This is a genomic window from Streptomyces sp. NPDC049970 (assembly GCF_040660235.1).
Lineage (GTDB): Bacteria > Actinomycetota > Actinomycetes > Streptomycetales > Streptomycetaceae > Streptomyces.
Genome location: NZ_JBFALP010000021.1, coordinates 67,501 through 89,413, shown reverse-complemented (window position 1 = coordinate 89,413; position 21,913 = coordinate 67,501). Strand labels below are relative to the sequence as shown.

Below are 21,913 nucleotides of genomic sequence, written 5' to 3'. Positions count from 1 at the left end.
TGGACAGCGAGAAGTCCTTCATTAATGATGGCTCTGCCGCACATCTCTGCGGTGTCTCCCTTTATGCTTGGTTCATGTGGGTACACCCCGCTATGTCCCGAGCACTCTCCGAGCCAAGGACCGTGATCGACGTGAAGGTCGGCATCCCCCGCGAAGTCAAGAACAACGAGTTCCGGGTGGCGATCACCCCCGCCGGAGTGCATGAGCTCGTCCGCCACGGCCACCAAGTCCTCGTCGAGCAGCACGCCGGCGAGGGCTCGTCCATCCCGGACGCGGAGTACGTCGCCGCCGGCGCGCGGATCCTGCCCACCGCCGACGAGGTCTGGGCCGCCGCCGACCTGCTGCTCAAGGTCAAGGAGCCGGTCGCCGAGGAGTACCACCGCCTCCGCAAGGGCCAGACGCTCTTCACGTACCTGCACCTCGCGGCCTCCCGCGAGTGCACGGACGCCCTGCTCGGGTCGGGCACGACCGCCATCGCGTACGAGACCGTCGAGACGGCGGCCCGCGCGCTGCCGCTCCTGGCCCCGATGTCCGAGGTCGCGGGCCGCCTCGCCCCGCAGGTCGGCGCGTACCACCTGATGCGTTCGGTCGGCGGGCGCGGTGTGCTCCCCGGCGGTGTCCCCGGCACGGGGGCCGCCAGGGCCGTCGTCATCGGGGGCGGCGTCTCCGGCTGGAACGCCACACAGATCGCGGTCGGGCTCGGCTTCCACGTCACGCTGCTCGACAGGGACATCAACAAGCTGCGTGAGGCCGACAAGATCTTCGGCACCAAGGTGCGGACGGTCGTCTCCAACGCCCTCGAACTCGAGAAGGCCGTCGTGGAGGCCGACCTCGTCGTGGGTGCGGTTCTGATCCCCGGCGCGAAGGCCCCGAAGCTGGTCACCAACGAGCTGGTCGCCAAGATGAAGCCCGGAAGTGTTCTTGTCGACATCGCGATCGACCAGGGAGGCTGCTTCGAGGACTCGCGTCCCACGACGCACGCCGATCCGACCTTCATGGTCCACAACTCGGTCTTCTACTGCGTCGCGAACATGCCCGGTGCGGTGCCGAACACCTCCACCTACGCGCTCACCAACGCCACGCTGCCCTACATCCTGGAGCTCGCGAACCGTGGCTGGGCCGACGCCCTGCGCCGTGACGCGGCACTCGCCAAGGGTCTCAACACCCATGACGGCCAGGTGGTTTACCGCGAGGTGGCCGAGTCCCACGGTCTCGACCACGTGGAACTGAGCGCGCTTCTCGGCTGAGCGGTCAACCCTCTCCGTCAACCTCGCGCGTCCGGCCGGACCTTGCCCAGCAAGGTCCGGCCGGACGCGCGAGCGGGCGCGGTCCAACTGGTCGGAGACGTAACCCTCCGCCCGTTTTGCACCCCTGTGAAAGGTGCGCCCCAGGTGCTCCGCACCCTTGACAGAGGGGTGTTCGATTGCCGACACATCGGGCCGGGTCCGGCGGATTGTGTTGCTGCGAACCGGTGACACGCCATAGAGTCGCCAATCGTCGGCATGGTGCCACGCTGACCTATCGATAAGTTTCCTGGTCACATCCAAGGAGGTAAGACGACTTGTGAATGAGTCGACAATTACTCCCGGGGGTGGTCAACCAGGGATGCCTGTGCGGGGTCTGAGCCCGATCGGGCTCGAAGCTGTCGGCTCCGTCGCAGTCCGCACCTTCGCCACCCACCAGCACATGACGACAGCCCCCCAGATGATGGACGGCCTAAACGTGAACGCCATGGCCGGCAACGAAAGTGGCCGGGAGACCGCCCGCTTCGCCGACTTCGCCGAGGTGCCCGAGGGGCACTTCTACGACCCCGATGCCGAGTACGAGCCCGATCCGGAGTACGCGGCCACGCTCGCGCCCGACGCCGCCCGCCAGCGCCGCGAGCGGATCGGCCCGACCGGTCGGCCGCTCCCGTACTTCCCGATCCCCGGTCCGCTGACCGATCACGGCCCCGCGAAGATCATCGCGATGTGCAACCAGAAGGGCGGCGTCGGCAAGACCACGTCGACCATCAACCTGGGCGCCGCGCTCGCGGAGTACGGCCGGCGCGTCCTGCTCGTCGACTTCGACCCGCAGGGAGCCCTTTCGGTCGGGCTCGGGGTCAACCCGATGGAGCTCGACCTCACCGTCTACAACCTGCTCATGGAGCGGGGCATGGTGGCCGACGAGGTCCTCCTGAAGACCGCCGTGCCCAACATGGACCTGCTCCCCAGCAACATCGACCTCTCGGCCGCCGAAGTGCAGCTCGTGAGCGAGGTGGCCCGGGAGTCGACGCTGCAGCGTGCCCTCAAGCCGCTGATGGCCGACTACGACTACATCGTGATCGACTGTCAGCCCTCGCTCGGCCTCCTCACCGTGAACGCCCTGACGGCGGCTCACAAGGTGATAGTCCCGCTCGAGTGCGAGTTCTTCGCCCTGCGTGGTGTGGCGCTGCTCACGGAGACCATCGAGAAGGTCCAGGAGCGGCTCAACCCCGAGCTGGAGCTGGACGGCATCCTGGCCACGATGTACGACTCCCGCACGGTGCACAGCCGCGAAGTGCTCGCGCGTGTCGTCGAGGCGTTCGACGAGCACGTCTACCACACCGTCATCGGACGCACGGTGCGGTTCCCGGAGACCACGGTCGCCGGTGAACCCATCACGACGTACGCGTCCAACTCGGTCGGTGCCGCCGCCTATCGCCAGCTCGCCAGGGAGGTGCTCGCCCGGTGTCACGCCGAGTGAGTCTGCCGGGGGCCGACGAGCTGTTCCGTACCACCGGGGGCACGGGCCTTCAGGCATCCTCCGCCGAGCGGCGCCGCAAGGCGAACGGCGAGGCGAGGGTGCCCGCGCCGGCCGCGGGAGGCGACGCGGCCCCGGACGGCACCGGCCAGGGCGGCGGTGGCGAGGCGGCCACCGGCGCGTCCCGTGCGGAGCACTCGGCGGCGGGCCCCGACAGCGCCGGCCCGCACAGTCGTGCCGACGGGAGCGAGACCGCTGCGGACCGGTCGCGCACCGCACCGCCCCAGGAGGCTGCTGCCACCGTGCAGCCGCAGAGGGCGCGCGGCGGAGGGCGCGGGGCGAACCGCCGGCCGAGCGGCCGGGAACGCCACGACGAGAAGATCACCGTCTACGTGTCGGCCGAGGAACTGATGGACCTCGAACACGCGCGGCTCGTACTGCGCGGTGAGCACGGCCTGGCCGTCGACCGCGGGCGCATCGTCCGTGAGGCGGTCGCCGTGGTGCTGGCCGACCTGGAGTCGCGGGGCGACGCGAGCATCCTCGTCCGGAGGCTGCGGGGCCGCTGAGCGGCACGGCGCCGGTAGCCTGCCCGGGGGAGGACCGCCGACCGGGCGGCCCGTCCCAGGGCCACCGCCCGACCTCCCGCCGCACCTCTGGACCCCAGCACATGCCGACAGCCGACGACCACCCCCGTCCCGCCCGCCGTGCCCTCGGCCGGGGGCCGGGGACACGGCTCCCGGCGACCCCGGAAGCGCCCGCGGCGGCGGCCGAGGACGATCCGGCGGTACCTCCGGCGTCCGTGGCCGCCGGGCACGTCGCGACCCCGGAGGCCCCAGCAGGCCCGGCCCCGGCCCTCTCGGCCCCCCAGGGGCCGCGGGCGCCCGCCGGCCGCCTCCCGGGCACGGCCGAGGCGGCCGGAAGCCCGGGAGCCACCCCCGGGAGCAGTGCCGGCGAGGGCGCGGGGGAGTCCGGCGGCGACCGGCGTTTCACCGTGCGGCTGGTCAACTTCGAGGGTCCGTTCGACCTGCTGCTCCAGCTGATCTCCAAGCACAAGCTCGATGTGACCGAGGTCGCGCTGTCGAAGGTCACCGACGAGTTCATGGCGTACATCCGCGCCATGGGGCCGGACTGGGATCTCGACCAGACCACCGAGTTCCTCGTCGTCGCGGCGACCCTGCTCGACCTCAAGGCGGCCAGACTGCTCCCGACCGCCGAGGTGGAGGACGAGGCCGACCTCGCCCTGCTGGAGGCGCGGGACCTCCTCTTCGCGCGGCTGCTGCAGTACCGCGCGTACAAGCGGATCGCCGAGATCTTCAGCGACCGGCTCGACTCGGAGTCGCGCCGCCACCCCCGCACCGTCGGACTCGAACCCCAGCACGCGGAGCTGCTGCCCGAGGTCGTGATCAGCATCGGTCCTGAGGGGTTCGCGCGGCTCGCCGTGAAGGCGATGCAGCCCAGACCCAGGCCGCAGGTGTACGTCGACCACATCCACGCCCCGCTCGTGAGCGTGCGGGAGCAGGCGGAGATCGTGGTGGCGCGGCTGCGGGCGGAGGGCGAGATCAGCTTCCGTGACCTCGCCGAGGACGCCGGGGACACCCTCACGGTGGTCGCCAGGTTCCTGGCGCTCCTGGAGCTCTACCGGGAGAAGGCGGTCGCGCTCGACCAGGAGGAGGCGCTCGGCGAACTCCTCGTGCGCTGGGCCGGGGGCGAGGGGGCGGAACCGCTGGTCACGGACGAGTTCGACCAAGAGGTGCGCGAGCCACAGGAGGACGTACAGGCATGAGCACGGACGACGAGGGGCGCGAGGCCCGGGTTGCGGGGCTCGACCTCAGGCCCGCACTGGAGGCCGTCCTCATGGTGGTGGACGAGCCCGCCACCGAGGAACACCTCGCCAAGGTCCTCCAGCGGCCCCGCAGGGCCGTCGCGGACGCCCTGCGGGAGCTGGCGGACGAGTACACCGTCCAGCGCCGTGGATTCGACCTCAGGTACGTCGCCGGGGGCTGGCGCTTCTACACCCGTCCGGAGTACGCGGACGCCGTCGAGGGCTTCGTCCTGGACGGGCAGCACGCCCGGCTCACGCAGGCGGCGCTGGAGACGCTGGCGGTGGTCGCGTACCGGCAGCCGGTGAGCCGGTCCAGGGTCTCGGCGGTGCGCGGAGTGAACTGCGACGGTGTCATGCGGACCCTGCTCCAGAGGGGTCTGGTCGAGGAGGCGGGCGCGGAACCCGAAACAGGTGCGATCCTGTACAGGACGACGAACTACTTTCTGGAGCGCATGGGCCTGCGAGGCCTGGACGAGCTCCCGGAGCTCGCGCCCTTCCTCCCGGAGGCGGACGCGATCGAGGCTGAGACGCTAGAGGGTGTGCCGTCGTTCGATCCGGACGCTCCGGACACCCCGGAAACTCACGCAGACGACAAGACGGAATTTTGATGCGAAGCAGTGGCAGCAACAGCGGAAGCGGCAGCGCCGGCAAGAGCGGCGGCCGGAGCGGCGGCGCGGGCGGCAGGAACAGGAACAACAGCGGCAGCGGCAGGAACAGCAACCCGAACCCCCGGGTCTCCGGCTCGGAGCGCGACGACAAGCAGGAGCAGCGCCCCCGCCGGCCCCGCCCCGAGGAGCGCCGCTACGACGTGGGCTCCGACAAGCCGGGCGGCGACGGCGGCCCGCGCAAGGGCCGCGGCGCGGCGGCGCGCGGTGGGGCCAAGGGCGGCCCGAAGCCCGCGCAGAACGTGAGCAAGGGCGGACGCCGTGTGGGCGCCCCGTCCCGCCCCCGTGAGCTCGACGCCAAGATCGAGCAGCGCAACCGGGACCGGTACGCCGACAAGCCCGAGATCAGGACCCCCAGGACGAACCCGGGTGCCGAGCAGGAGGGCGAGCGTCTGCAGAAGATCCTCGCCCGCGCCGGCATGGGCTCGCGCCGTGCGTGCGAGGAGCTGATCGAGCAGGCGAGGGTCGAGGTCAACGGCGAGATCGTCCTGGAGCAGGGCATGCGGGTCGACCCGCAGAAGGACGAGATCAAGGTCGACGGCCTGACCGTCGCGACGCAGTCGCACCTGTTCTTCGCGCTGAACAAGCCCGCCGGCGTCGTCTCCACCATGGGCGACCCGGACGGCCGCCAGAACCTCGGTGACTACGTGAACAACCGCGAGACGCGGCTGTTCCACGTCGGCCGGCTCGACACCGAGACCGAGGGCATCATCCTGCTCACCAACCACGGCGAGCTCGCCCACCGTCTGACGCACCCCAAGTACGGCGTGAAGAAGACCTACCTGGCCGCCATCCAGGGACCGCTCCCGCGCGACCTCGGCAAGCGGCTCAAGGACGGCATCCAGCTGGAGGACGGGTACGCCCGCGCCGACCACTTCCGCGTCGTCGAGAACACCGGCAAGAACTACCTCGTCGAGGTCACCCTCCACGAGGGCCGCAAGCACATCGTCCGCCGGATGCTGGCCGAGGCCGGCTACCCGGTCGAGCGGCTCGTGCGGACGTCCTTCGGGCCGATCCCGCTGGGCGACCAGAAGTCGGGCTGGCTGCGCCGCCTGACCAACACCGAGGTCGGCATGCTGATGCGCGAGGTCGGTCTGTAACCCGCCCCGCACCGAACGGCCCGCGGCCGGTTCCTGGTTCGTTTCGAACAGGGATCCGGCCGCGGGCCTTTTGCATCGGCCGATTCTTCTTTATAGTCATAGTGACCATAAAGATGGAAGGAACGGCGTGACGCTCGCGGACGTACTCGACCCCCTGCGGCAACCCCTGGTGACTGTCCTGGGCACCCCGGTCAGCTGGACCGAGGTGCTGGGCTTCGGCAGCGGGGCGCTCTGCGTCTGGCTAGTGGCCCGCCAGCACCTCGCCAACTGGCCGATCGGCATCGCCAACAACCTGTTCTTCATCCTGCTGTTCACCCAGTCCGGTCTGTACGCCGACGCCGGCCTGCAGATCGTCTTCATCACCCTCGCCGCGTACGGCTGGTGGACCTGGACCCACGGGGGTGGACCAGGTGCGTCCGTCCTGCCGGTGCGCGGAACCTCGCGTACCGAATGGGCCTGGCTGCTCGCGGCGGGGGCGGTGGGGACCCTCGGCCTCACCCTGCTGCTCTCCCGGGCCACGGACTCGACCGTGCCCTTCTGGGACGCCCTGACGACCTCGCTGTCCCTCATGGCGACGTACGGGCAGTGCCGCAAGCGCGTCGAGTCCTGGTGGCTGTGGATCGCCGCCGACGTGGTCTACATCCCGCTGTACGCGTACAAGGAGCTCTACCTCACCTCCCTGCTGTACGCGGGCTTCCTCGCGCTCTGCCTCATGGGGCTGCGCAGCTGGAGCCGCGACCTCGTCGCCGCCACCGGCCGGGAGCGGGTGCCCGCGTGAAGCGCTACGGCCACGGCCTGGTCCTCGGCAAGTTCTACCCGCCGCACGCCGGCCACCACCACCTCGTCCGCACCGCCCAGGACAGCTGCGAGCGGCTCACCGTCCTGGTCTGCGCCGCCTCCGTCGAGTCCGTACCCCTCGCCGACCGGGTCGCCTGGATGCGCGAGGTGCACCCGGACGTCCGGGTGGTGGGCGCCGTGGACGACATCCGCATGGACCTGCACGACCCGGCGATCTGGGACGCGCACATGGCCGTGTTCACCGGGGCCGTACCCGAACAGGTCGACGCCGTCTTCACCTCGGAGCCGTACGGCGACGAACTGGCCCGGCGCTTCGGCGCCCGGTCCGTCCTCGTCGACCCCGGCCGCACCGCCTTCCCCGTCTCCGGCACCGAGGTGAGAGCGGACCCGGCCGGCTGCTGGGAGCACCTCGAAGCGCCCGTCAGGGCCGCGCTCACCCGCCGGGTCGTCGTCCTCGGCGCCGAGTCCACCGGCACCACGACCCTGGCCAGGGCGCTGACCGAGCACTACCGGCAGCGCGGCGGCGTCTGGGCGCGGACCCTGTGCGTCGCCGAGTACGGAAGGGAGTTCAGCGAGCGGAAGCTCGCGGACCTGCGAAGCCGGTGGCCCGCCGCGCAGTGGGAGGACGTCACCTTCCGCACGGACGACTTCCCCCTCATCGCCGAGACCCAGAACGCCAGGGAGGAGGCCGCCGCGCGCGTCGGCTCCCCGGTGCTCTTCTGCGACACGGACTCCTTCGCCACGACCGTCTGGCACGAGCGGTACATCGGTGGACGCAACCCGCTCGTGGAGCGGACCGCCGACCTGACCACCCACCACCTCTGGCTGCTCACCGACCACGAGGGCGTCGCCTTCGAGGACGACGGGCTCCGCGACGGCGAGGAGCTGCGGCCCTGGATGACGGACCGCTTCCGGGCCGAACTCACACGCACCGGACGTGAGTTCATCGAGATGAAGGGCTCCCGCCGCAGTCGGCTGGACTCGGCGGTCGCAGCCGTGGACGCACTCCTCGCCGCCGGCCCGCACCTCGCCGACCCCCTCCCGGAGAACCGATGAGCACCGCCCCCGAGGGGTACGACCCCCACGCCTTCGCCCCCTTCGCCGTCACCGTCGACCTCGCCGTCTTCACCGTCCGCGAGGGCCGGCTCCACGTGCTGCTCGTGGAACGGGGCGAGGACCCCTACAAGGGGCACTGGGCGCTCCCGGGCGGCTTCGTCCTGCCCCGCGAGTCCGCCGAGGAGGCGGCCCGCCGCGAACTCGCGGAGGAGACCGGCCTCACCCAGGACACCGTGTGCGCCTTCCACCTCGAACAGCTGCGCACCTACAGCGATCCGGACCGCGACCCCAGGATGCGGGTCGTCTCCGTCGCGTACGCCGCACTCGTCCCCGACCTGCCGGAACCGCGCGGCGGAGGGGACGCCGCACGCGCGCGTTGGTGGGACGCGGGAGGCACCGGGCCGCTCGCCTTCGACCACGACCGCATCCTGGCCGACGCGCACGACCGGATCGGCGCCAAGCTCGAGTACACCTGCCTGGCGACCGCCTTCTGTCCCGCGGAGTTCACGCTCGGTGAGCTCCAGCAGGTCTACGAGACCGTCTGGGGCGTCGAGCTGGACCGGCCCAACTTCCGGCGCAAGGTCCTGACCACGTCCGGCTTCGTGCAGACCGTGGAAGGGCCGCCGCGCCGCACCGGGGGACGGGGGAAACCGGCCGCACTGCACCGGGCCGGCCCCGCCACCGCCCTGCACCCACCACTCCTGCGTCCGGAAGGGCGCCCGGAAGGACGGACACCATGATCCCGACCAGGATTCTCACCAAACAGGCGGCCACCGGGGCGCTGACCGGACTCGCGCTCGGCGACGCGCTGGGCTATCCGACCGAGTTCGACGACGTGCCGTCCATCCTCGCGAAGTGCGGACCGTGGCGGCAGATGCGGCTGCCGCGGCCGGCGGTCGTCAGTGACGACACCCAGATGACGCTCGCCCTGGGGCGGGGCATACGCACCGCCATGGACAGCGGGCTGCTCACCCCGCAGCGACTGGTGCGCCCCGTCCGTGACGAGTTCGTCGCCTGGTACCACTCGCCGGAGAACAACCGCGCGCCCGGACAGACCTGCATGACGGCCTGTCACCTGTTGGAGGGGGGCCGCCCCTGGCAGGAGGCCAGCCAGACCGGTTCGAAGGGCTGCGGCGCCAACATGCGGGTCGCGCCCGTCGGACTCGTACCCGGCCTCAGCGAGGAGCAGCGCTCAGGCGTCGCGCAGTTGCAGGCGGCGCTCACCCACGGGCACCCCACCGCCCTGGCCGCCTCCGACCTCATGGCCCGTGCGGTGTTCCTGCTGGCGCAGGGCGTCGAACCGATGGGCCTGGCAGGCCAGTTGCGCAGCTACGCCTACGAGAGCAGCGGCCGCTACCCGGAGCGCTGGCTCGGCGACCTCTGGCGGTACGCGGGCGACGCCTCGCCCGAGGCGTACATCCGGCGCGGCTGGGACGAGTGCCTGACCGCTCTCGGACGTGTCCAGGACGCGCTGCGCTCGCCGTCCCCCGAGACGGACCCCTGCGAGGCCACCGGCGACGGCTGGGTCGCCGAGGAGGCCCTCGCCACCGCCCTGCACTGCTTCCTGCTCTTCCCCGAAGAGCCCGTCACCGCCTTGCGCAGGGCCGCCTGCACCCGGGGCGACTCCGACTCGCTGGCCTGCCTCACGGGAGCGCTGGCGGGCGCGCACCTGGGTTCCCAGGCCTGGCCCAAGGAGTGGTCGGAGCGCATCGAGTACCGCAGCGACCTGCTGTCGCTGGCCGCGCTCTGGGACGCTTGATCCGTGCGACCCGACACGGCTTCCCTCCTGGGGGCCCGGTCGGGGTTCGACGCGCCGTACGACCTCGTCGCCCGCGCGCGGCTCGGTCAGCCGAGGGCCGACGCCCGCCGGGTCCGTACGAGGAACGCCTCCACGCGTGCCCGGTCCGGTTCCGGCGGCAGCGGGGAGCCGGAGGCAGCCTCGTCGTTCTCCCGGGCCAGGCGTGTCATCCGCCGCTCCACCTCGGACCACGGGATCTCGCCCCGCTTCACCGCGAGGAGCTCGTCGCGCGCGTCGCCGACCCCGATGACCAGCTCACCCGTCCGCAGCAGGTCCCGGCCGCCGGCCAGCAGCCGCAGCAGGTGCATGGCGTGCTTCCAGCGCGGAGCGCCGTGCTGCCGGACGTCGGCCTCCAGCTTCCTGCGCTGCCCCATCGCATAGCGCACGTAGGTCTCGTGGGCCCGGCGGGACAGGAACGCCCCACGCAGGCCGAGCAGTTCCCGGCCGGTGTCGTCGATGTGCTCCACGAGCGGTGAGTGCAGGCACTCCAGCACGTTGGGGTTGGCCCGCAGCGCCAGCTCGCAGAAGCGCTCCAGCTCCCAGGAGAACTGCTCCTCACCGGGGCCGTCCACATGGGCCGGTGGCTTGGTGAAGCCCCAGAACAGCGGGGTGGGTGCGACGAACACCCCGCGCCGGTCCGTGTCGCTGCCGTCGGTGGCCAGCCCGAAGGCGCGGGAGCCCATCACGCACGAGTAGACCGTGTGCTCGCGTACGAGGGCATCGGCCGCAGGGGTGGTCATGCGCGCGAGGTTACGCGGCCTACCCGAGGCGGATGCTGTCGCCCTCGACGGTGATCCGCTCGGCGGGCAGCGGGCGCGGCGCGGGACCCGCCTCGACCGCGGCGTCCGTGATGCTGAACCTGCTGCCGTGGCACGGGCAGTTGATCGTGCCGTCGGCGACCGACGCGACGATGCAGCCCGCGTGGGTGCAGACCGCGGAGAAGGCCTTGAAGTCGCCCGCCACGGGCTGGGTCACCACGACCTTGCGGTCCTTGAAGATCTTCCCGCCGCCGACCGGGACGCCGGAGGTCCGGGTCAGCTCCCCGCCGGAGGCGTGCGGGGACCCGGTGGTCTCCGGGGCGGTGGCCGGGGCCGCGCTCCCGTCGCCGTCCCCGCCCCCGTCTCCGGACGAGCCGCAGCCGGTCGCCAGTGCGGCGGCGCCTGCCGTGAGGACCGTCCTTCGCCGTGCGTTCATGGCACTCCTCGTGTGGCGGCCGCCTGGTGCGGTGGCCGGTGAGAGGCATCGTGGCGCGGTGGGCCGCACGGACGAAGCAACCGGGCGGCGGGTGCGTCCGGGCGGGTGACCGAAGGCAGATTTCCTGTACAGTCGTCCAGGAAATCCATCCACAGGAGGCCGCACGCCATGGAGACCGCCGCCCAGGTGCTGGTCGCGCTCGTCGCGCTGATCCACGCCTACTTCCTCGTCCTGGAGATGTTCCTCTGGGACACCCCGCGCGGCCGCAAGGCCTTCGGCACGACCGAGGCGTTCTCCCGGGAGAGCGCCACCCTCGCCGCCAACCAGGGCCTCTACAACGGCTTCATGGCCGCCGGGCTGGTCTGGAGCCTGGTCGCGGGCGATCCCGTCGCCCACCAGGCGCAGATCTTCTTCCTGAGCTGTCTGGTCGTCGCCGGGGTGTACGGAGCCGCCACCGTCAGCCGCAAGATCCTGTACGTCCAGGCGGCACCGGCCGCGGCAGCCCTCGCCCTCGTCCTCGCCGCGGGCTGAGCCGGGTGCCCCCGGCGGTGACGGACGGCAGCGGCGACCCGCGCACCGCGCGCACCCGGGCGAAGCTCCGCGAGGCGCTGCTGGCGGCCTGCGCCGAGCGGCCGCTGGAACGGATCGGTGTGGCGGACGTGGTGCGCGGGGCGGGCGTCGGGCGCGCCACCTTCTACCTGCACTACGACGATCTGCGCGCCCTCGCCGTGGACGCCTGCGCCGACATCGTAAGAGAGGCGGTCGAGGCGCTGCACGCCTGGGGCCGTACGCCGCCCGGCCCGGACGCGCCGCCGCGTGAGCTCGTCGTCCTGCTCCGGGAGATCCGCGGCAGGGCCCCTGTCCACCGGAGCCTGCTCGGGCCGGGCGGCGGTCCCCTCGGGGAGCTGCTGCACCGGGAGCTCCGGCAGTACAGCCTCGACGAGCTGAACCGGCGCAGGCCCGCCGGAAGCGGCCACGACCTCACCGCCAGCGCCGTGGCCGGTCTGTTCACCGGTGTGCTCACCGACTGGGTCCACGACCGGATCGACGCCACCCCGGAGCAGCTCGCCGGCCGGGTCTGGCGCATGCTCCTCGCGGTGCACGCCGCCGCGGCGTCTCACGGACAGAGCACGGTGACCGGCCCGCCCGCCGCACCTCTAGGCTGAAAGGGCACGCAGCACGACGGATTCAAGGGGTAGGAACGTGGCGGTACGAGCAGTCCGTGGAGCCGTCCAGCTGGAGCGGGACGAAGCCGGTCACATGGACGAGCGGGTGAGTGAGCTCCTCACCGCCCTCCTGGAGCGCAACGAGATCGTCGCGGACGACCTGATCAGCGTCTGGTTCACGGCCACCCCCGATCTGCACAGCGACTTCCCGGCCGCCGCCGCCCGTGGCCTCGGCATCGTCGACGTACCCCTGATCTGCGCCCAGGAACTCGACATCGCGGGGGCGATGCCCCGGGTGGTCCGCATACTGGCGCATGTGGAGACGGATCTCTCCAAGACGGAGATCAGCCACGTCTACCTCGGCGCCACCGGCGCCCTCCGCAAGGACATCGCCCAGTGAGAACAGCCCTCGTCATCGGAACCGGCCTGGTCGGGACCTCCGCTGCCCTCGCCCTCGCGGGGCGCGGCGTCCAGGTGCACCTCGTCGACAGGGACCCCTCCTCGGTGCACACAGCCGCCGCCATCGGGGCCGGTACGGACGAGCCGCCCGAGGGGCCCGTGGACCTGGCGGTCATCGCCGTACCGCCCGCCCACACCGCCACCGTGCTCGCCACGGCGATGCGCGAGGGGGCCGCCCGCGCCTACCTCGACGTCGCCAGCGTCAAGGGCGGTCCGCGCCGCGAGCTGGAGGCGCTCGGCGTCGACCTCACGCCGTACATCGGGACGCACCCCATGGCCGGCAAGGAGCGCTCCGGACCCCTCGCGGCCACCGCCGACCTGTTCGAGGGCCGCCCCTGGGTCCTCACCCCGACCCGGGACACCGACACCGAGGTCCTCAACCTCGCCCTGGAACTGGTCGCGCTCTGCCGTGCGGTCCCCGTCGTCATGGACGCCGACGCCCACGACCGCGCGGTCGCCCTCGTCTCCCACACCCCGCAGCTCATCTCCTCGATGGTGGCCGCCCGGCTGGAGGAGGCCGACGAGACGGCCGTGCGCCTGTGCGGCCAGGGGATCAGGGACGTCACCAGGATCGCCGCCTCCGATCCCCGGATGTGGGTGGAGATCCTCTCCGCCAACCCCGGCCCGGTCGCCGATGTGCTGGCCGGGGTCGCCGCCGACCTGGACGAGACGGTCCTGGCCCTGCGCGCCCTGCAGTCCGCCGACGAGGACAAGCGCCGCACGGGCACCGCGGGCATCGAGGACGTCCTCCGGCGCGGCAACGCCGGCCGGGTCAGGGTGCCCGGCAAGCACGGGGCCGCCCCGGCGCCGTACGAGGTCGTGGCCGTGCTCATCAGCGACCGCCCGGGGGAGCTGGCCGCGATCTTCGCCGACGCCGGCCGCGCCGGGGTCAACGTCGAGGACGTCCGTATCGAGCACGCCACCGGTCAGCAGGCCGGTCTGGTGCAGCTGATGGTCGAGCCGAGCGCGGCACCCTCGCTGAGCGCGGCGCTCGCCGAACGCGGCTGGTCGATCCGGCCCTGACGGACCGGCGGTACCGGCTGCGGGCCAGGCAGCGGCCCCAGGGCGGCCAAGGGGCGGCCCAGGGGTACAAAGCCGCTTCGCGCACTCGGTAACCTTGGGGGAGGCCGTTGCACGGCCCGTCTCGCCCGCCCCCGTGTACCAGGAAGGTGTCCACCACCGTGGAAACCGCAAGCGCCGCCGCCCGGACCGCCCCGGCCGCAGTGATCGTCGCCATCGACGGCCCCTCCGGCACGGGCAAGTCCAGCACCTCCAAGGCCGTCGCGTCCCAGCTCGGCCTGAGCTACCTGGACACCGGCGCCCAGTACCGCGCGATCACGTGGTGGATGCTGAACAACGGCATCGACGTACAGGACGCGACCGAGATCGCCACGGCCGCCGCCAAGCCGGTCATCGTCTCCGGCACCGACCCGTCCGCGCCGACGATCACCGTGGACGGCGAGGACGCCTCCGGTCCGATCCGTACCCAGGAGGTCACCTCCAAGGTCAGCGCCGTCAGCGCGGTGCCCGAGGTGCGCGCCCTGATCACCGAGCTGCAGCGCTCCATCGCCAACGAGGCCGAGGGGGGCATCGTCGTCGAGGGCCGTGACATCGGCACCACCGTGCTGCCCGACGCCGACATCAAGATCTTCCTGACGGCCTCCCCCGAGGCGCGCGCCGCCCGCCGCAGCGGCGAGGTCAAGGGCTCCGACCTGGCCGCCACCCGTGAGGCCCTGATCAGGCGGGACGCCGCCGACTCCGGCCGCAAGACCTCGCCGCTGGCCAAGGCCGGGGACGCCGTCGAGGTGGACACCACCGAGCTGACCCTCGCGCAGGTCATCGAGTGCGTCGTCACCCTCGTCGGGGAGAAGCAGGCCGCGAAGTGACCGAAGCCACCGCCGCGCCCAAGCTGCGCGGAGCGGCCGTCGGGCGCGGGATCGGCATCGGTCTCATGTACGGGCTGTTCAGGCCCCGTGTGCTCGGCGCGTGGCGGGTCCCCACCGCCGGACCCGTCATACTCGCGGTGAACCACGCGCACAACCTCGACGGACCGATGCTGATGGGCACCGCGCCCAGGCCCGTCCACTTCCTGATCAAGAAGGAGGCGTTCGTCGGCCCCCTCGACCCGTTCCTGAGAGGAATCGGGCAGCTGAAGGTGGACCGTACGACCGTCGACCGCACCGCCATCACACAGGCACTCGGCGTGCTGGCGGACGGCGGGGTCCTCGGGATCTTCCCCGAGGGCACCAGGGGAGAGGGTGACTTCGCCTCCCTCCGCGCGGGGCTCGCGTACTTCGCGGTGCGTGGCGGGGCGCCGATCGTCCCCGTCGCGGTCCTGGGAAGCACGGAGGGGCGCGGCCGGCTGATACCGGCACTGCCTCCGCTGCGCAGCCGGGTCGACGTCGTCTTCGGCGACGCCTTCCAGGCCGGCGACGGCAGCGGCCGGCGCACCAGGAGGGCGCTGGACGAGGCGACACTGCGGATCCAGGGCGAGCTGACCGCCCACCTCGCAAACGCGAGGCGTCTCACCGGACGCCTGTGACACTTGAGTAGTGGGCCGCGCGATCGTGGCCCATCGATGATGATGCAAAGAGGAACGGACTTCATGAACGACCAGATTCACTCCGACGGCTCGGACCACGAGCACGGAGCACTTGGCGACGCCGAGTACGCGGAGTTCATGGAGCTCGCCGCGCAGGAGGGGTTCGACCCCGAGGAGGTCGAGGGCGCGATCGGTGAGGCCGGTCACGGACCGCTTCCCGTGCTCGCCGTCGTCGGCCGCCCGAACGTCGGCAAGTCGACCCTGGTGAACCGGATCATCGGCCGCCGCGAGGCCGTCGTGCAGGACAAGCCCGGTGTCACCCGTGACCGCGTCAGCTACGAGGCCGAATGGGCCGGGCGCCGCTTCAAGGTCGTCGACACCGGCGGCTGGGAGCAGGACGTGCTCGGCCTCGACGCCTCCGTCGCCGCCCAGGCCGAGTACGCGATCGAGACCGCCGACGCGGTCGTCTTCGTGGTCGACGCCACCGTCGGTGCCACCGACACCGACGCGGCCGTCGTCAAGCTGCTCCGCAGGGCCGGCAAGCCCGTCGTCCTGTGCGCCAACAAGGTCGACGGACAGAGTGGCGAGGCCGACGCGACCGCACTGTGGTCGCTCGGACTCGGCGAGCCGCACCCGGTCTCCTCCCTGCACGGACGCGGCACCGGCGACATGCTGGACGCCGTACTCGAGGCCCTGCCCGAGGCCCCCGCGCAGACCTTCGGCAGCGCGCTGGGCGGCCCGCGCCGCATCGCGCTCATCGGCCGCCCGAACGTCGGCAAGTCCTCCCTGCTGAACAAGGTCGCCGGTGAGGACCGCGTCGTCGTCAACGCGCTGGCCGGTACCACCCGTGACCCGGTCGACGAGCTGATCAAGCTCGGCGGCATCACCTGGAAGTTCATCGACACGGCCGGCATCCGCCGCAAGGTCCACCTCCAGGAGGGCGCGGACTACTACGCGTCGCTGCGTACCGCGGCCGCCGTGGAGAAGGCCGAGGTCGCCGTCATCCTGATCGACTCCAGCGAGTCGATCAGCGTCCAGGACCAGCGGATCGTCACGATGGCCGTGGAAGCCGGCCGTGCCGTCGTGATCGCCTTCAACAAGTGGGACACCCTCGACGAGGAGCGCCGCTACTACCTGGAGCGCGAGATCGACACGGAGCTCGCGCAGGTCGCCTGGGCCCCGCGCGTCAACGTCTCGGCCGTCACCGGCCGGCACATGGAGAAGCTGGTCCCGGCCATCGAGACCGCGATCAAGGGTTGGGAGACCCGTATCTCCACCGGTCGGCTGAACGCCTTCCTCGGTGAGATCGTCGCCTCCCACCCGCACCCGGTGCGCGGCGGCAAGCAGCCCCGCATCCTCTTCGGCACACAGGCCGGGGTCAAGCCCCCGCGCTTCGTGCTCTTCGCCTCGGGCTTCCTGGAGCACGGCTACCGCCGCTTCGTCGAGCGCCGTCTGCGCGAGGAGTTCGGCTTCGAGGGGACTCCGCTGCACATCTCGGTGCGGGTGCGCGAGAAGCGTGGCCGCAAGAAGTGAGCCAGAGGTACGACGAGGCCCCGGACCGCCGCTCTTCCGAGCGGGTGTCCGGGGCCTCGTCGTACCGTCAGGAGTCCGTGGACCCGGGCGGCAGCGCCGCGGGCCTGGCACGCCCCGCGTGCCGTCCCACGCGCTGCCAGGAGCCGGGGTTGCCCCCGCCGGCGCCGTGGCTGCCCTGTGCGTTCGCCGACGTACGGCCGTTCAGCGGTGCACGGCTGCCGAACATCCCGATGCCGAACGTTCTGAAGCCGAGATTCTCCTCGCCGGCGCGATCCCCCGGAAGCGCCCGGAACGATCGCCGGTACTCGGAGTACAGCGCGTCGTAGATCGGGGTGGGGGACTTGCCGCCCGAGGGGTCCTGCGACGGGCGCATGGCCGGAATCGGGGGCTGCTGCTGGCGAGAAGGGTCGTATGAGTGCACGTAGGTGCCAACGACCTCACCGCCCGTCGGATGCGGGCCGGACGGAGAAAACGCTGTTCGGCGGGTAGGAGAGGGCGCCGCGGACACGATCAGGTCCCGGCCAGCGGCATCGTCGCGGCCACCAGGAGGCCGTTGACCGCGGCCTTGTCCAGCGCGTCCCGGAGCAGGTCCTCGCGCGGCTGCTGACCGATGGAGCCGGCGGGCGCGGCGAACACGAGCACGCTGTGCGACTTGTTCGCCGCGGACCGCCAGCCCTCGGTGACCTGGAGCGGCTGATGGGCCTGCCACCAGGCGACCGGGTTGCCGCCGCCGGCGCCCGGTTGCAGCACCGCGTGCAGCTGCCCCATGGCGAGGAGGACGGACCAGCCGGGGAGGACACCGGGGAGCCGGTTCAGGTCCGGGGCGGGCAGGAAGCCCTGCTCCAGCAGCAGCTGGAGGAACTGGTCGCCGCCGCTGCCGTCCGTACCCGGCCGGGCGATCGGCCCGGTCGGTTCGACGACCAGCGCCGGGCGGAGGTCGTCCTCGATCAGGACGAGACCGCTGGTGATGCCGAGGACGGCCTGTTCGGGCATGAGGCCCTCCGGATTCTGTGGCTCACTGCCGGTGATGGACCGCACGGCCCCCTGGAGCTGGTCCTCCGCGACCTGGACGACCTGCGAGGGGATGCAGGTCGCGTGGGCGAAGGCGAGCACGGCGGTCTCGTCGCCCACGAACAGCACGGTGCTGGTGCGTTCCTGGTCGGAGTCGCCGGGGGTGCGGCAGGAGGTGCAGTCGTAACTGCCGGGGGCGCTGTCGCCGACGAGCAGCCTGTCGGCTTCGGCATCGCCGATCTCGGCGCGTACGTCCTCGCTGACGTCGAGCATGCGCGGCAAGGGTGGCTCCTCGAACTCGGGGCGTGGGCCGGGCGGTTCCCGGCTCATGAAGACAACGGGCTTACCTGGGCCGGGGTCACGCGCGAATCGAGGTGATTACGGGGCAGTTCCGCGACAGGGCGGGCAGGTCGAAGGACGAGCAGATGGCGAGGTGATCCGGAGTCGACCATTCCGTGAAGTCGGGGCTTTCGCGCGGCGCTTCGTTCGAAATGTCACGGGTCTGTATGACTCCTGTACGAATGCTGTGACTTCTCCTGACGGCACGTAAGGTCCGAAGCTGACCAGTCGAACAGGGGAAACGACTACGCAATGCACATTTCATTCCTGCTCCACAACGCGTACGGCATCGGGGGAACGATCCGTACCACCTTCACGCTCGCCACGACCCTGGCCGAGCAGCACGACGTCGAGATCGTCTCCGTCTTCCGGCACCGCGACGCCCCGGCGCTCGGTGCGCCGGCCGGTGTGCGGATGAGCCACCTCGTCGACCTGCGCCGGTCGAGCCCTGGGTACGAGGGAGACCGCGCCGAACACGCCGCACCCGCAACGGTGTTCCCGCGGGGCGACACCAGGCACCGGCAGTACAGCGGGCTCACCGACGCCCGCATCGCCGCCCACCTCGGCGCGATGGAGGCCGACGTCGTGGTGGGCACGCGTCCTGGTCTCAACATCCACATCAGCCGGCAGGCGCGGTGCGGTCCGGTGCGCGTCGGGCAGGAGCACCTGACCCTGGAGAGCCACAGCTACCGGCTGCGCAGGGAGATACGGCACCGCTACGGACTGTTCGACGCGGTCACGACCGTCACCGAGGCCGACGCGCGTGACTACCGCACCAGGCTGCGGCTGCCCGGGGTGAGGATCGAGGCCATTCCGAACAGCGTTCCCGAGCCGGCCCGCCCGCCGGCCGACTGCGACGCGAAGTGGATTGTGGCGGCGGGCCGGCTCCACCGGGTCAAGCGGTACGACGTCCTGATCCGGGCCTTCGCCGAGGTCGCCGCCGCGCGCCCGGAGTGGCGCCTGCGGATCTACGGCGCCGGGGACGCGTCGGGCGACGAGCAGCAGCCCCTGCGCGCACTCGTCGAGGAGCTCGGGCTCGGTGAGCGGGTGTTCCTCATGGGCTCCGCCGACCCGATGGAGGCGGAGTGGCCCAAGGGGTCCATCGCCGCCGTCACCTCCGAGCGCGAGTCCTTCGGGATGACCATCGTGGAGGCGATGCGCTGCGGGGTACCGGTCGTCGCCACCGACTGCCCGCACGGACCCGCCGAGATCATCGAGGACGGCACGGACGGCCGGCTGGTACCGCTGGGGGACACCGGCGCCTTCGCCCGCGCTCTCCTCGGCCTGGTCGACGACGACGCGCTGCGGCACCGGATGGGCCGCGCCGCGCGGTCCTCCGCAGCCCGGTTCGACCCGGCGCCGATCGCGGAGCGGCACGAGAGGCTCTTCGCCGAACTCGCCGGGGGCGGCGCGAAGGGCCGCTCGCAGGGCCGTCTGCGCAACGCGGTCCACCGTTCCAGGGGTGACGTGCTGGACGGGGCGTACGCGCTGCGTCACAAGGCTGCGGGGGTGATCCGCAGGGGGCGCGCCTGAGCGCGGGCGCCCGGGGAGGCTCTCCGGGCGCCGCATCCCGGACCGATTCATTCCGGATGGTGCCGTGGTCCGCGGCCTCCCGGGAGGCCGCGGATGGACGAGAGGGCCGCTCGGGTAAGGCCCGCATAAGCGGGAATGAATTCTGGAACAACGGCCGTGTATTCACCTTTTCGTGGGCGTGGGTAAACACGTGAGGACCGGCGCGGTCCGATTGCCGTCAGTCGTCGGTGGGTGCTCCGGGAGCATTCTGCGAACCATTCGCAATTGAAGTCCACTCCCGCCCGTCCGCCCGTTCGGATGAAGTGGCCCGCCGTAAACGACCGTGGGGATCCTGTGACACAAGCGTGACCGCCGGTGTACATGGGGATGCCCCGATGTCCGTGGCCGCTCCGCTTCCGTCACGGTGCGGCGCGGCCTACGGTGAGGGGTATGGCACCTCTACCGAGCTCTCCCGCCCAGCCCGACGACACCCCCGAGTCCTACGTGGGCCTCGCCGCCGAGGCCGCCGAACAGCAGGCCAGAGCGCGTGGCTGGAGCACGGTCCGTGCTCTTCCGCCGGGCACCGTCATCACCATGGAGTTCCGTGGCGGCCGTATCAACTTCGAGGTCGACGACGCGGCCGTGACCCGCTGCTGGGTCGGCTGACACCTCCGCGTACCCCGTTCATGAGTGAGGGCCCCGACCGCGGTCGGGGCCCTCACTCATGAACGGGGGCGGGTGTGCGTACCACGTCCCCCGCAGGTCAGGGGGTCACCGACCCACCCGCCACCGGTCGCGTCGCAGCGGTGTTGCCGTGCGGCGTGCGGTCCGCGTGCGGCGGGCGGCGGGAGCCGCCGGGGGTGAGCGGTGTCCGTTCCGAGCGCACGGGGTACGTCCTGGCCCGGGTGGCCCCGGGGTGAGCGGTGGCACCGGCCGACCCGGTCGCCGTGCCCCTGCCCGTCGCCTCACGGGCGGTCTCGCCGGCCCCGAGTGCCCGCGGCAGCAGGACCGGCTCGGGCACGACGGGGGCCGCGGTGACGGGCTTCCGCAGCCTGCGCCGGGCCCGCCACTGCTCGCGCACCGAGAGGATCAGGACCTCGGCGCGCGTGATCAGCGGCTCGAACCAGGGCAGGGCCAGCAGGATCAGCAGGCCGGCCGCCCACCCCAGCAGCACGTCGCTGAGCCAGTGGGTGCCGATGTAGACGGTGGTGAGCCCCACGCCCAGGGAGACGAAGGCCGAGACGGCCGACAGGTAGCGCCTGGCGCGCGGCGTGGTGGCCAGGTAGGCAAGGATTCCCCAGGTCACGACGGCGTTGGCGGTGTGGCCCGAAGGAAATATATCGCCGCCGGCGAAGAGCTCCGCCGAGCCGATCTGGGTGGCGTAGTGGGGGCCCAGCCGCCCCAGGCCGTACTTGACCGCGCCGACCGAGACGTTGAGCAGCAGCAGCGAGGTCCCGAGCGTGAGCAGGGGGCGCAGCGTGTGCTGGCGCCAGGAGCGCCAGCCCAGCCAGGAGGCGACCATCACCGCCGTGGGGCCGCGCTGGCCGAGCACGACGTAGTAGTCGAGGAAGGCGTGGAGTCCGGGCCACTGCTGGTACGGCCGGAACAGCATGACCTTCCAGTCGAGGGTCACCAGCCAGGACGAGACGAGCACGGCAACGACGATGGCGAGATAGAACGCCAAAGTCCCGCCGAAGAGAGCGATGCGGTGGCGACTCATCCGCGGGGTCTCTATCTTCGGCGGTTCCGGCTCCCGGTCCAGACGGGCAAAGAGTTCGGTACGCACACAATGGACGTTACAGCGAGTGAGCGCGGGATCCTGCCGATCCCGCGCTTTTGTGATGACGATGTGATGTGGACTATGTCTCAGATCGGTATCCATTCCCGGCGTCGTGGGGAATCGCTTCGACCTCTCCCTCTATTCACCCGTGGTGTTATTCGCAGAAATGTTTGAGCGTCGATGAATTGGCCCACCACGAGTCGGTCCGCCTCCGGGCGATGCCATTCGGGGCGCGTGCAGGGAGCGGTCGAGGTGCGCCGCCACGGCGCCGAGGGGCGGCCGCCCACGCACCCGGCGGGCGCGGAGTCAAGTGGCGTACGCCACACCCCGTGGTGCGCGAACGTATGAGGTGCACCACGTGTGACCACGCGGAACTCGCGTACGCTGACGGCTCACTCGCCCGTCGATGCCGGGCCC

At 71.7% G+C, this 21,913-nt stretch carries 24 protein-coding genes; 19 read left to right on the top strand and 5 right to left on the bottom strand.

The genetic code is table 11. From position 1 onward, the window contains the following. Positions 1-131: 131 nt before the first annotated feature. From ald to AB0I83_RS27535, 10 genes are all read left to right on the top strand, one after another. On the top strand, positions 132-1,247 hold the full coding sequence (ald, locus tag AB0I83_RS27580) for an alanine dehydrogenase (RefSeq protein ID WP_363306556.1): 1,116 nt from the start codon (positions 132-134) through the stop codon (positions 1,245-1,247). Positions 1,248-1,605: 358 nt separating this feature from the next. Continuing rightward, entirely contained in the window at positions 1,606-2,724 is a 1,119-nt protein-coding gene (locus tag AB0I83_RS27575) for a ParA family protein (RefSeq protein WP_356536834.1), read from the top strand. Further along, positions 2,721-3,287 carry a hypothetical protein gene (locus tag AB0I83_RS27570; RefSeq protein ID WP_356536876.1) on the top strand — a complete coding sequence of 189 codons (567 nt, stop codon included), beginning with the start codon at positions 2,721-2,723 and terminating at the stop codon, positions 3,285-3,287. The genes AB0I83_RS27575 and AB0I83_RS27570 overlap by 4 nt, the downstream gene beginning before the upstream one ends. Before the next feature lie 101 nt (positions 3,288-3,388). Continuing rightward, entirely contained in the window at positions 3,389-4,504 is a 1,116-nt protein-coding gene (locus tag AB0I83_RS27565) for a ScpA family protein (protein WP_363306543.1), read from the top strand. After that, positions 4,501-5,151 (top strand): SMC-Scp complex subunit ScpB, encoded by a 651-nt coding sequence (scpB, locus tag AB0I83_RS27560; RefSeq protein WP_356843944.1) that lies wholly within the window; start codon positions 4,501-4,503, stop codon positions 5,149-5,151. Before AB0I83_RS27565 ends, scpB begins: the two co-directional genes overlap by 4 nt. Beyond that, on the top strand, positions 5,151-6,308 hold the full coding sequence (locus AB0I83_RS27555) for a pseudouridine synthase (RefSeq protein WP_356536839.1): 1,158 nt from the start codon (positions 5,151-5,153) through the stop codon (positions 6,306-6,308). The genes scpB and AB0I83_RS27555 overlap by 1 nt, the downstream gene beginning before the upstream one ends. 127 nt (positions 6,309-6,435) lie before the next feature. Beyond that, positions 6,436-7,086: a nicotinamide riboside transporter PnuC gene (gene pnuC, locus AB0I83_RS27550; RefSeq protein WP_363306542.1), complete on the top strand. Its 651-nt coding sequence runs from the start codon at positions 6,436-6,438 to the stop codon at positions 7,084-7,086. Beyond that, a complete protein-coding gene (locus tag AB0I83_RS27545) occupies positions 7,083-8,162 on the top strand; it encodes an AAA family ATPase (protein WP_363306541.1) in 1,080 nt (359 codons plus the stop codon). The genes pnuC and AB0I83_RS27545 overlap by 4 nt, the downstream gene beginning before the upstream one ends. Further along, the gene (locus AB0I83_RS27540; RefSeq protein WP_363306540.1) at positions 8,159-8,902 is read left to right on the top strand and encodes an NUDIX domain-containing protein; all 744 of its coding nucleotides are present in this window, start codon (positions 8,159-8,161) and stop codon (positions 8,900-8,902) included. Before AB0I83_RS27545 ends, AB0I83_RS27540 begins: the two co-directional genes overlap by 4 nt. Further along, positions 8,899-9,921, top strand: a complete 1,023-nt coding sequence (locus AB0I83_RS27535) for an ADP-ribosylglycohydrolase family protein (RefSeq protein WP_356536845.1) — start codon at positions 8,899-8,901, stop codon at positions 9,919-9,921. The genes AB0I83_RS27540 and AB0I83_RS27535 overlap by 4 nt, the downstream gene beginning before the upstream one ends. A gap of 86 nt (positions 9,922-10,007) precedes the next feature. Here the strand turns inward: AB0I83_RS27535 and AB0I83_RS27530 are convergent, their stop codons facing one another. Further along, the gene (locus AB0I83_RS27530) at positions 10,008-10,700 is read right to left on the bottom strand and encodes a nucleotidyltransferase domain-containing protein (protein WP_363306539.1); all 693 of its coding nucleotides are present in this window, start codon (positions 10,698-10,700) and stop codon (positions 10,008-10,010) included. A gap of 19 nt (positions 10,701-10,719) precedes the next feature. Beyond that, positions 10,720-11,154, bottom strand: a complete 435-nt coding sequence (locus AB0I83_RS27525; RefSeq protein ID WP_363306538.1) for a Rieske (2Fe-2S) protein — start codon at positions 11,152-11,154, stop codon at positions 10,720-10,722. Positions 11,155-11,322: 168 nt separating this feature from the next. Here AB0I83_RS27525 and AB0I83_RS27520 point away from each other — a divergent pair, with 168 nt between their 5' ends. The 7 genes from AB0I83_RS27520 (at position 11,323) to der (ending at position 16,854) form a co-directional block, all read left to right on the top strand. After that, positions 11,323-11,685, top strand: a complete 363-nt coding sequence (locus tag AB0I83_RS27520) for a DUF1304 domain-containing protein (RefSeq protein WP_356843934.1) — start codon at positions 11,323-11,325, stop codon at positions 11,683-11,685. Between the two features lie 17 nt (positions 11,686-11,702). Further along, entirely contained in the window at positions 11,703-12,320 is a 618-nt protein-coding gene (locus AB0I83_RS27515; RefSeq protein ID WP_363306537.1) for a TetR/AcrR family transcriptional regulator, read from the top strand. Between the two features lie 37 nt (positions 12,321-12,357). Then, positions 12,358-12,720 carry a chorismate mutase gene (gene aroH, locus AB0I83_RS27510; protein ID WP_356536856.1) on the top strand — a complete coding sequence of 121 codons (363 nt, stop codon included), beginning with the start codon at positions 12,358-12,360 and terminating at the stop codon, positions 12,718-12,720. After that, positions 12,717-13,802 carry a prephenate dehydrogenase gene (locus AB0I83_RS27505; protein WP_363306536.1) on the top strand — a complete coding sequence of 362 codons (1,086 nt, stop codon included), beginning with the start codon at positions 12,717-12,719 and terminating at the stop codon, positions 13,800-13,802. The genes aroH and AB0I83_RS27505 overlap by 4 nt, the downstream gene beginning before the upstream one ends. Before the next feature lie 146 nt (positions 13,803-13,948). Continuing rightward, entirely contained in the window at positions 13,949-14,665 is a 717-nt protein-coding gene (gene cmk, locus AB0I83_RS27500) for a (d)CMP kinase (RefSeq protein ID WP_356536859.1), read from the top strand. Next, positions 14,662-15,321 carry a lysophospholipid acyltransferase family protein gene (locus tag AB0I83_RS27495; RefSeq protein ID WP_363306535.1) on the top strand — a complete coding sequence of 220 codons (660 nt, stop codon included), beginning with the start codon at positions 14,662-14,664 and terminating at the stop codon, positions 15,319-15,321. Before cmk ends, AB0I83_RS27495 begins: the two co-directional genes overlap by 4 nt. Before the next feature lie 63 nt (positions 15,322-15,384). Beyond that, the gene (gene der / locus AB0I83_RS27490) at positions 15,385-16,854 is read left to right on the top strand and encodes a ribosome biogenesis GTPase Der (RefSeq protein ID WP_356536862.1); all 1,470 of its coding nucleotides are present in this window, start codon (positions 15,385-15,387) and stop codon (positions 16,852-16,854) included. A gap of 67 nt (positions 16,855-16,921) precedes the next feature. Here the strand turns inward: der and AB0I83_RS27485 are convergent, their stop codons facing one another. Then, a complete protein-coding gene (locus AB0I83_RS27485) occupies positions 16,922-17,227 on the bottom strand; it encodes a hypothetical protein (RefSeq protein ID WP_363306534.1) in 306 nt (101 codons plus the stop codon). Positions 17,228-17,364: 137 nt separating this feature from the next. Next, entirely contained in the window at positions 17,365-18,147 is a 783-nt protein-coding gene (locus AB0I83_RS27480; RefSeq protein WP_356536866.1) for a hypothetical protein, read from the bottom strand. 309 nt (positions 18,148-18,456) lie between these two features. Here AB0I83_RS27480 and AB0I83_RS27475 point away from each other — a divergent pair, with 309 nt between their 5' ends. Then, on the top strand, positions 18,457-19,737 hold the full coding sequence (locus tag AB0I83_RS27475; protein WP_363306533.1) for a glycosyltransferase: 1,281 nt from the start codon (positions 18,457-18,459) through the stop codon (positions 19,735-19,737). A gap of 429 nt (positions 19,738-20,166) precedes the next feature. Then, positions 20,167-20,382: an I78 family peptidase inhibitor gene (locus AB0I83_RS27470; RefSeq protein WP_356536869.1), complete on the top strand. Its 216-nt coding sequence runs from the start codon at positions 20,167-20,169 to the stop codon at positions 20,380-20,382. A 97-nt stretch (positions 20,383-20,479) separates the two neighbouring features. On the opposite strand, the gene AB0I83_RS27465 is transcribed toward AB0I83_RS27470, so the two are convergent. Further along, a complete protein-coding gene (locus AB0I83_RS27465; protein ID WP_356536028.1) occupies positions 20,480-21,502 on the bottom strand; it encodes a phosphatase PAP2 family protein in 1,023 nt (340 codons plus the stop codon). Between the last annotated feature and the right edge of the window lie 411 nt (positions 21,503-21,913).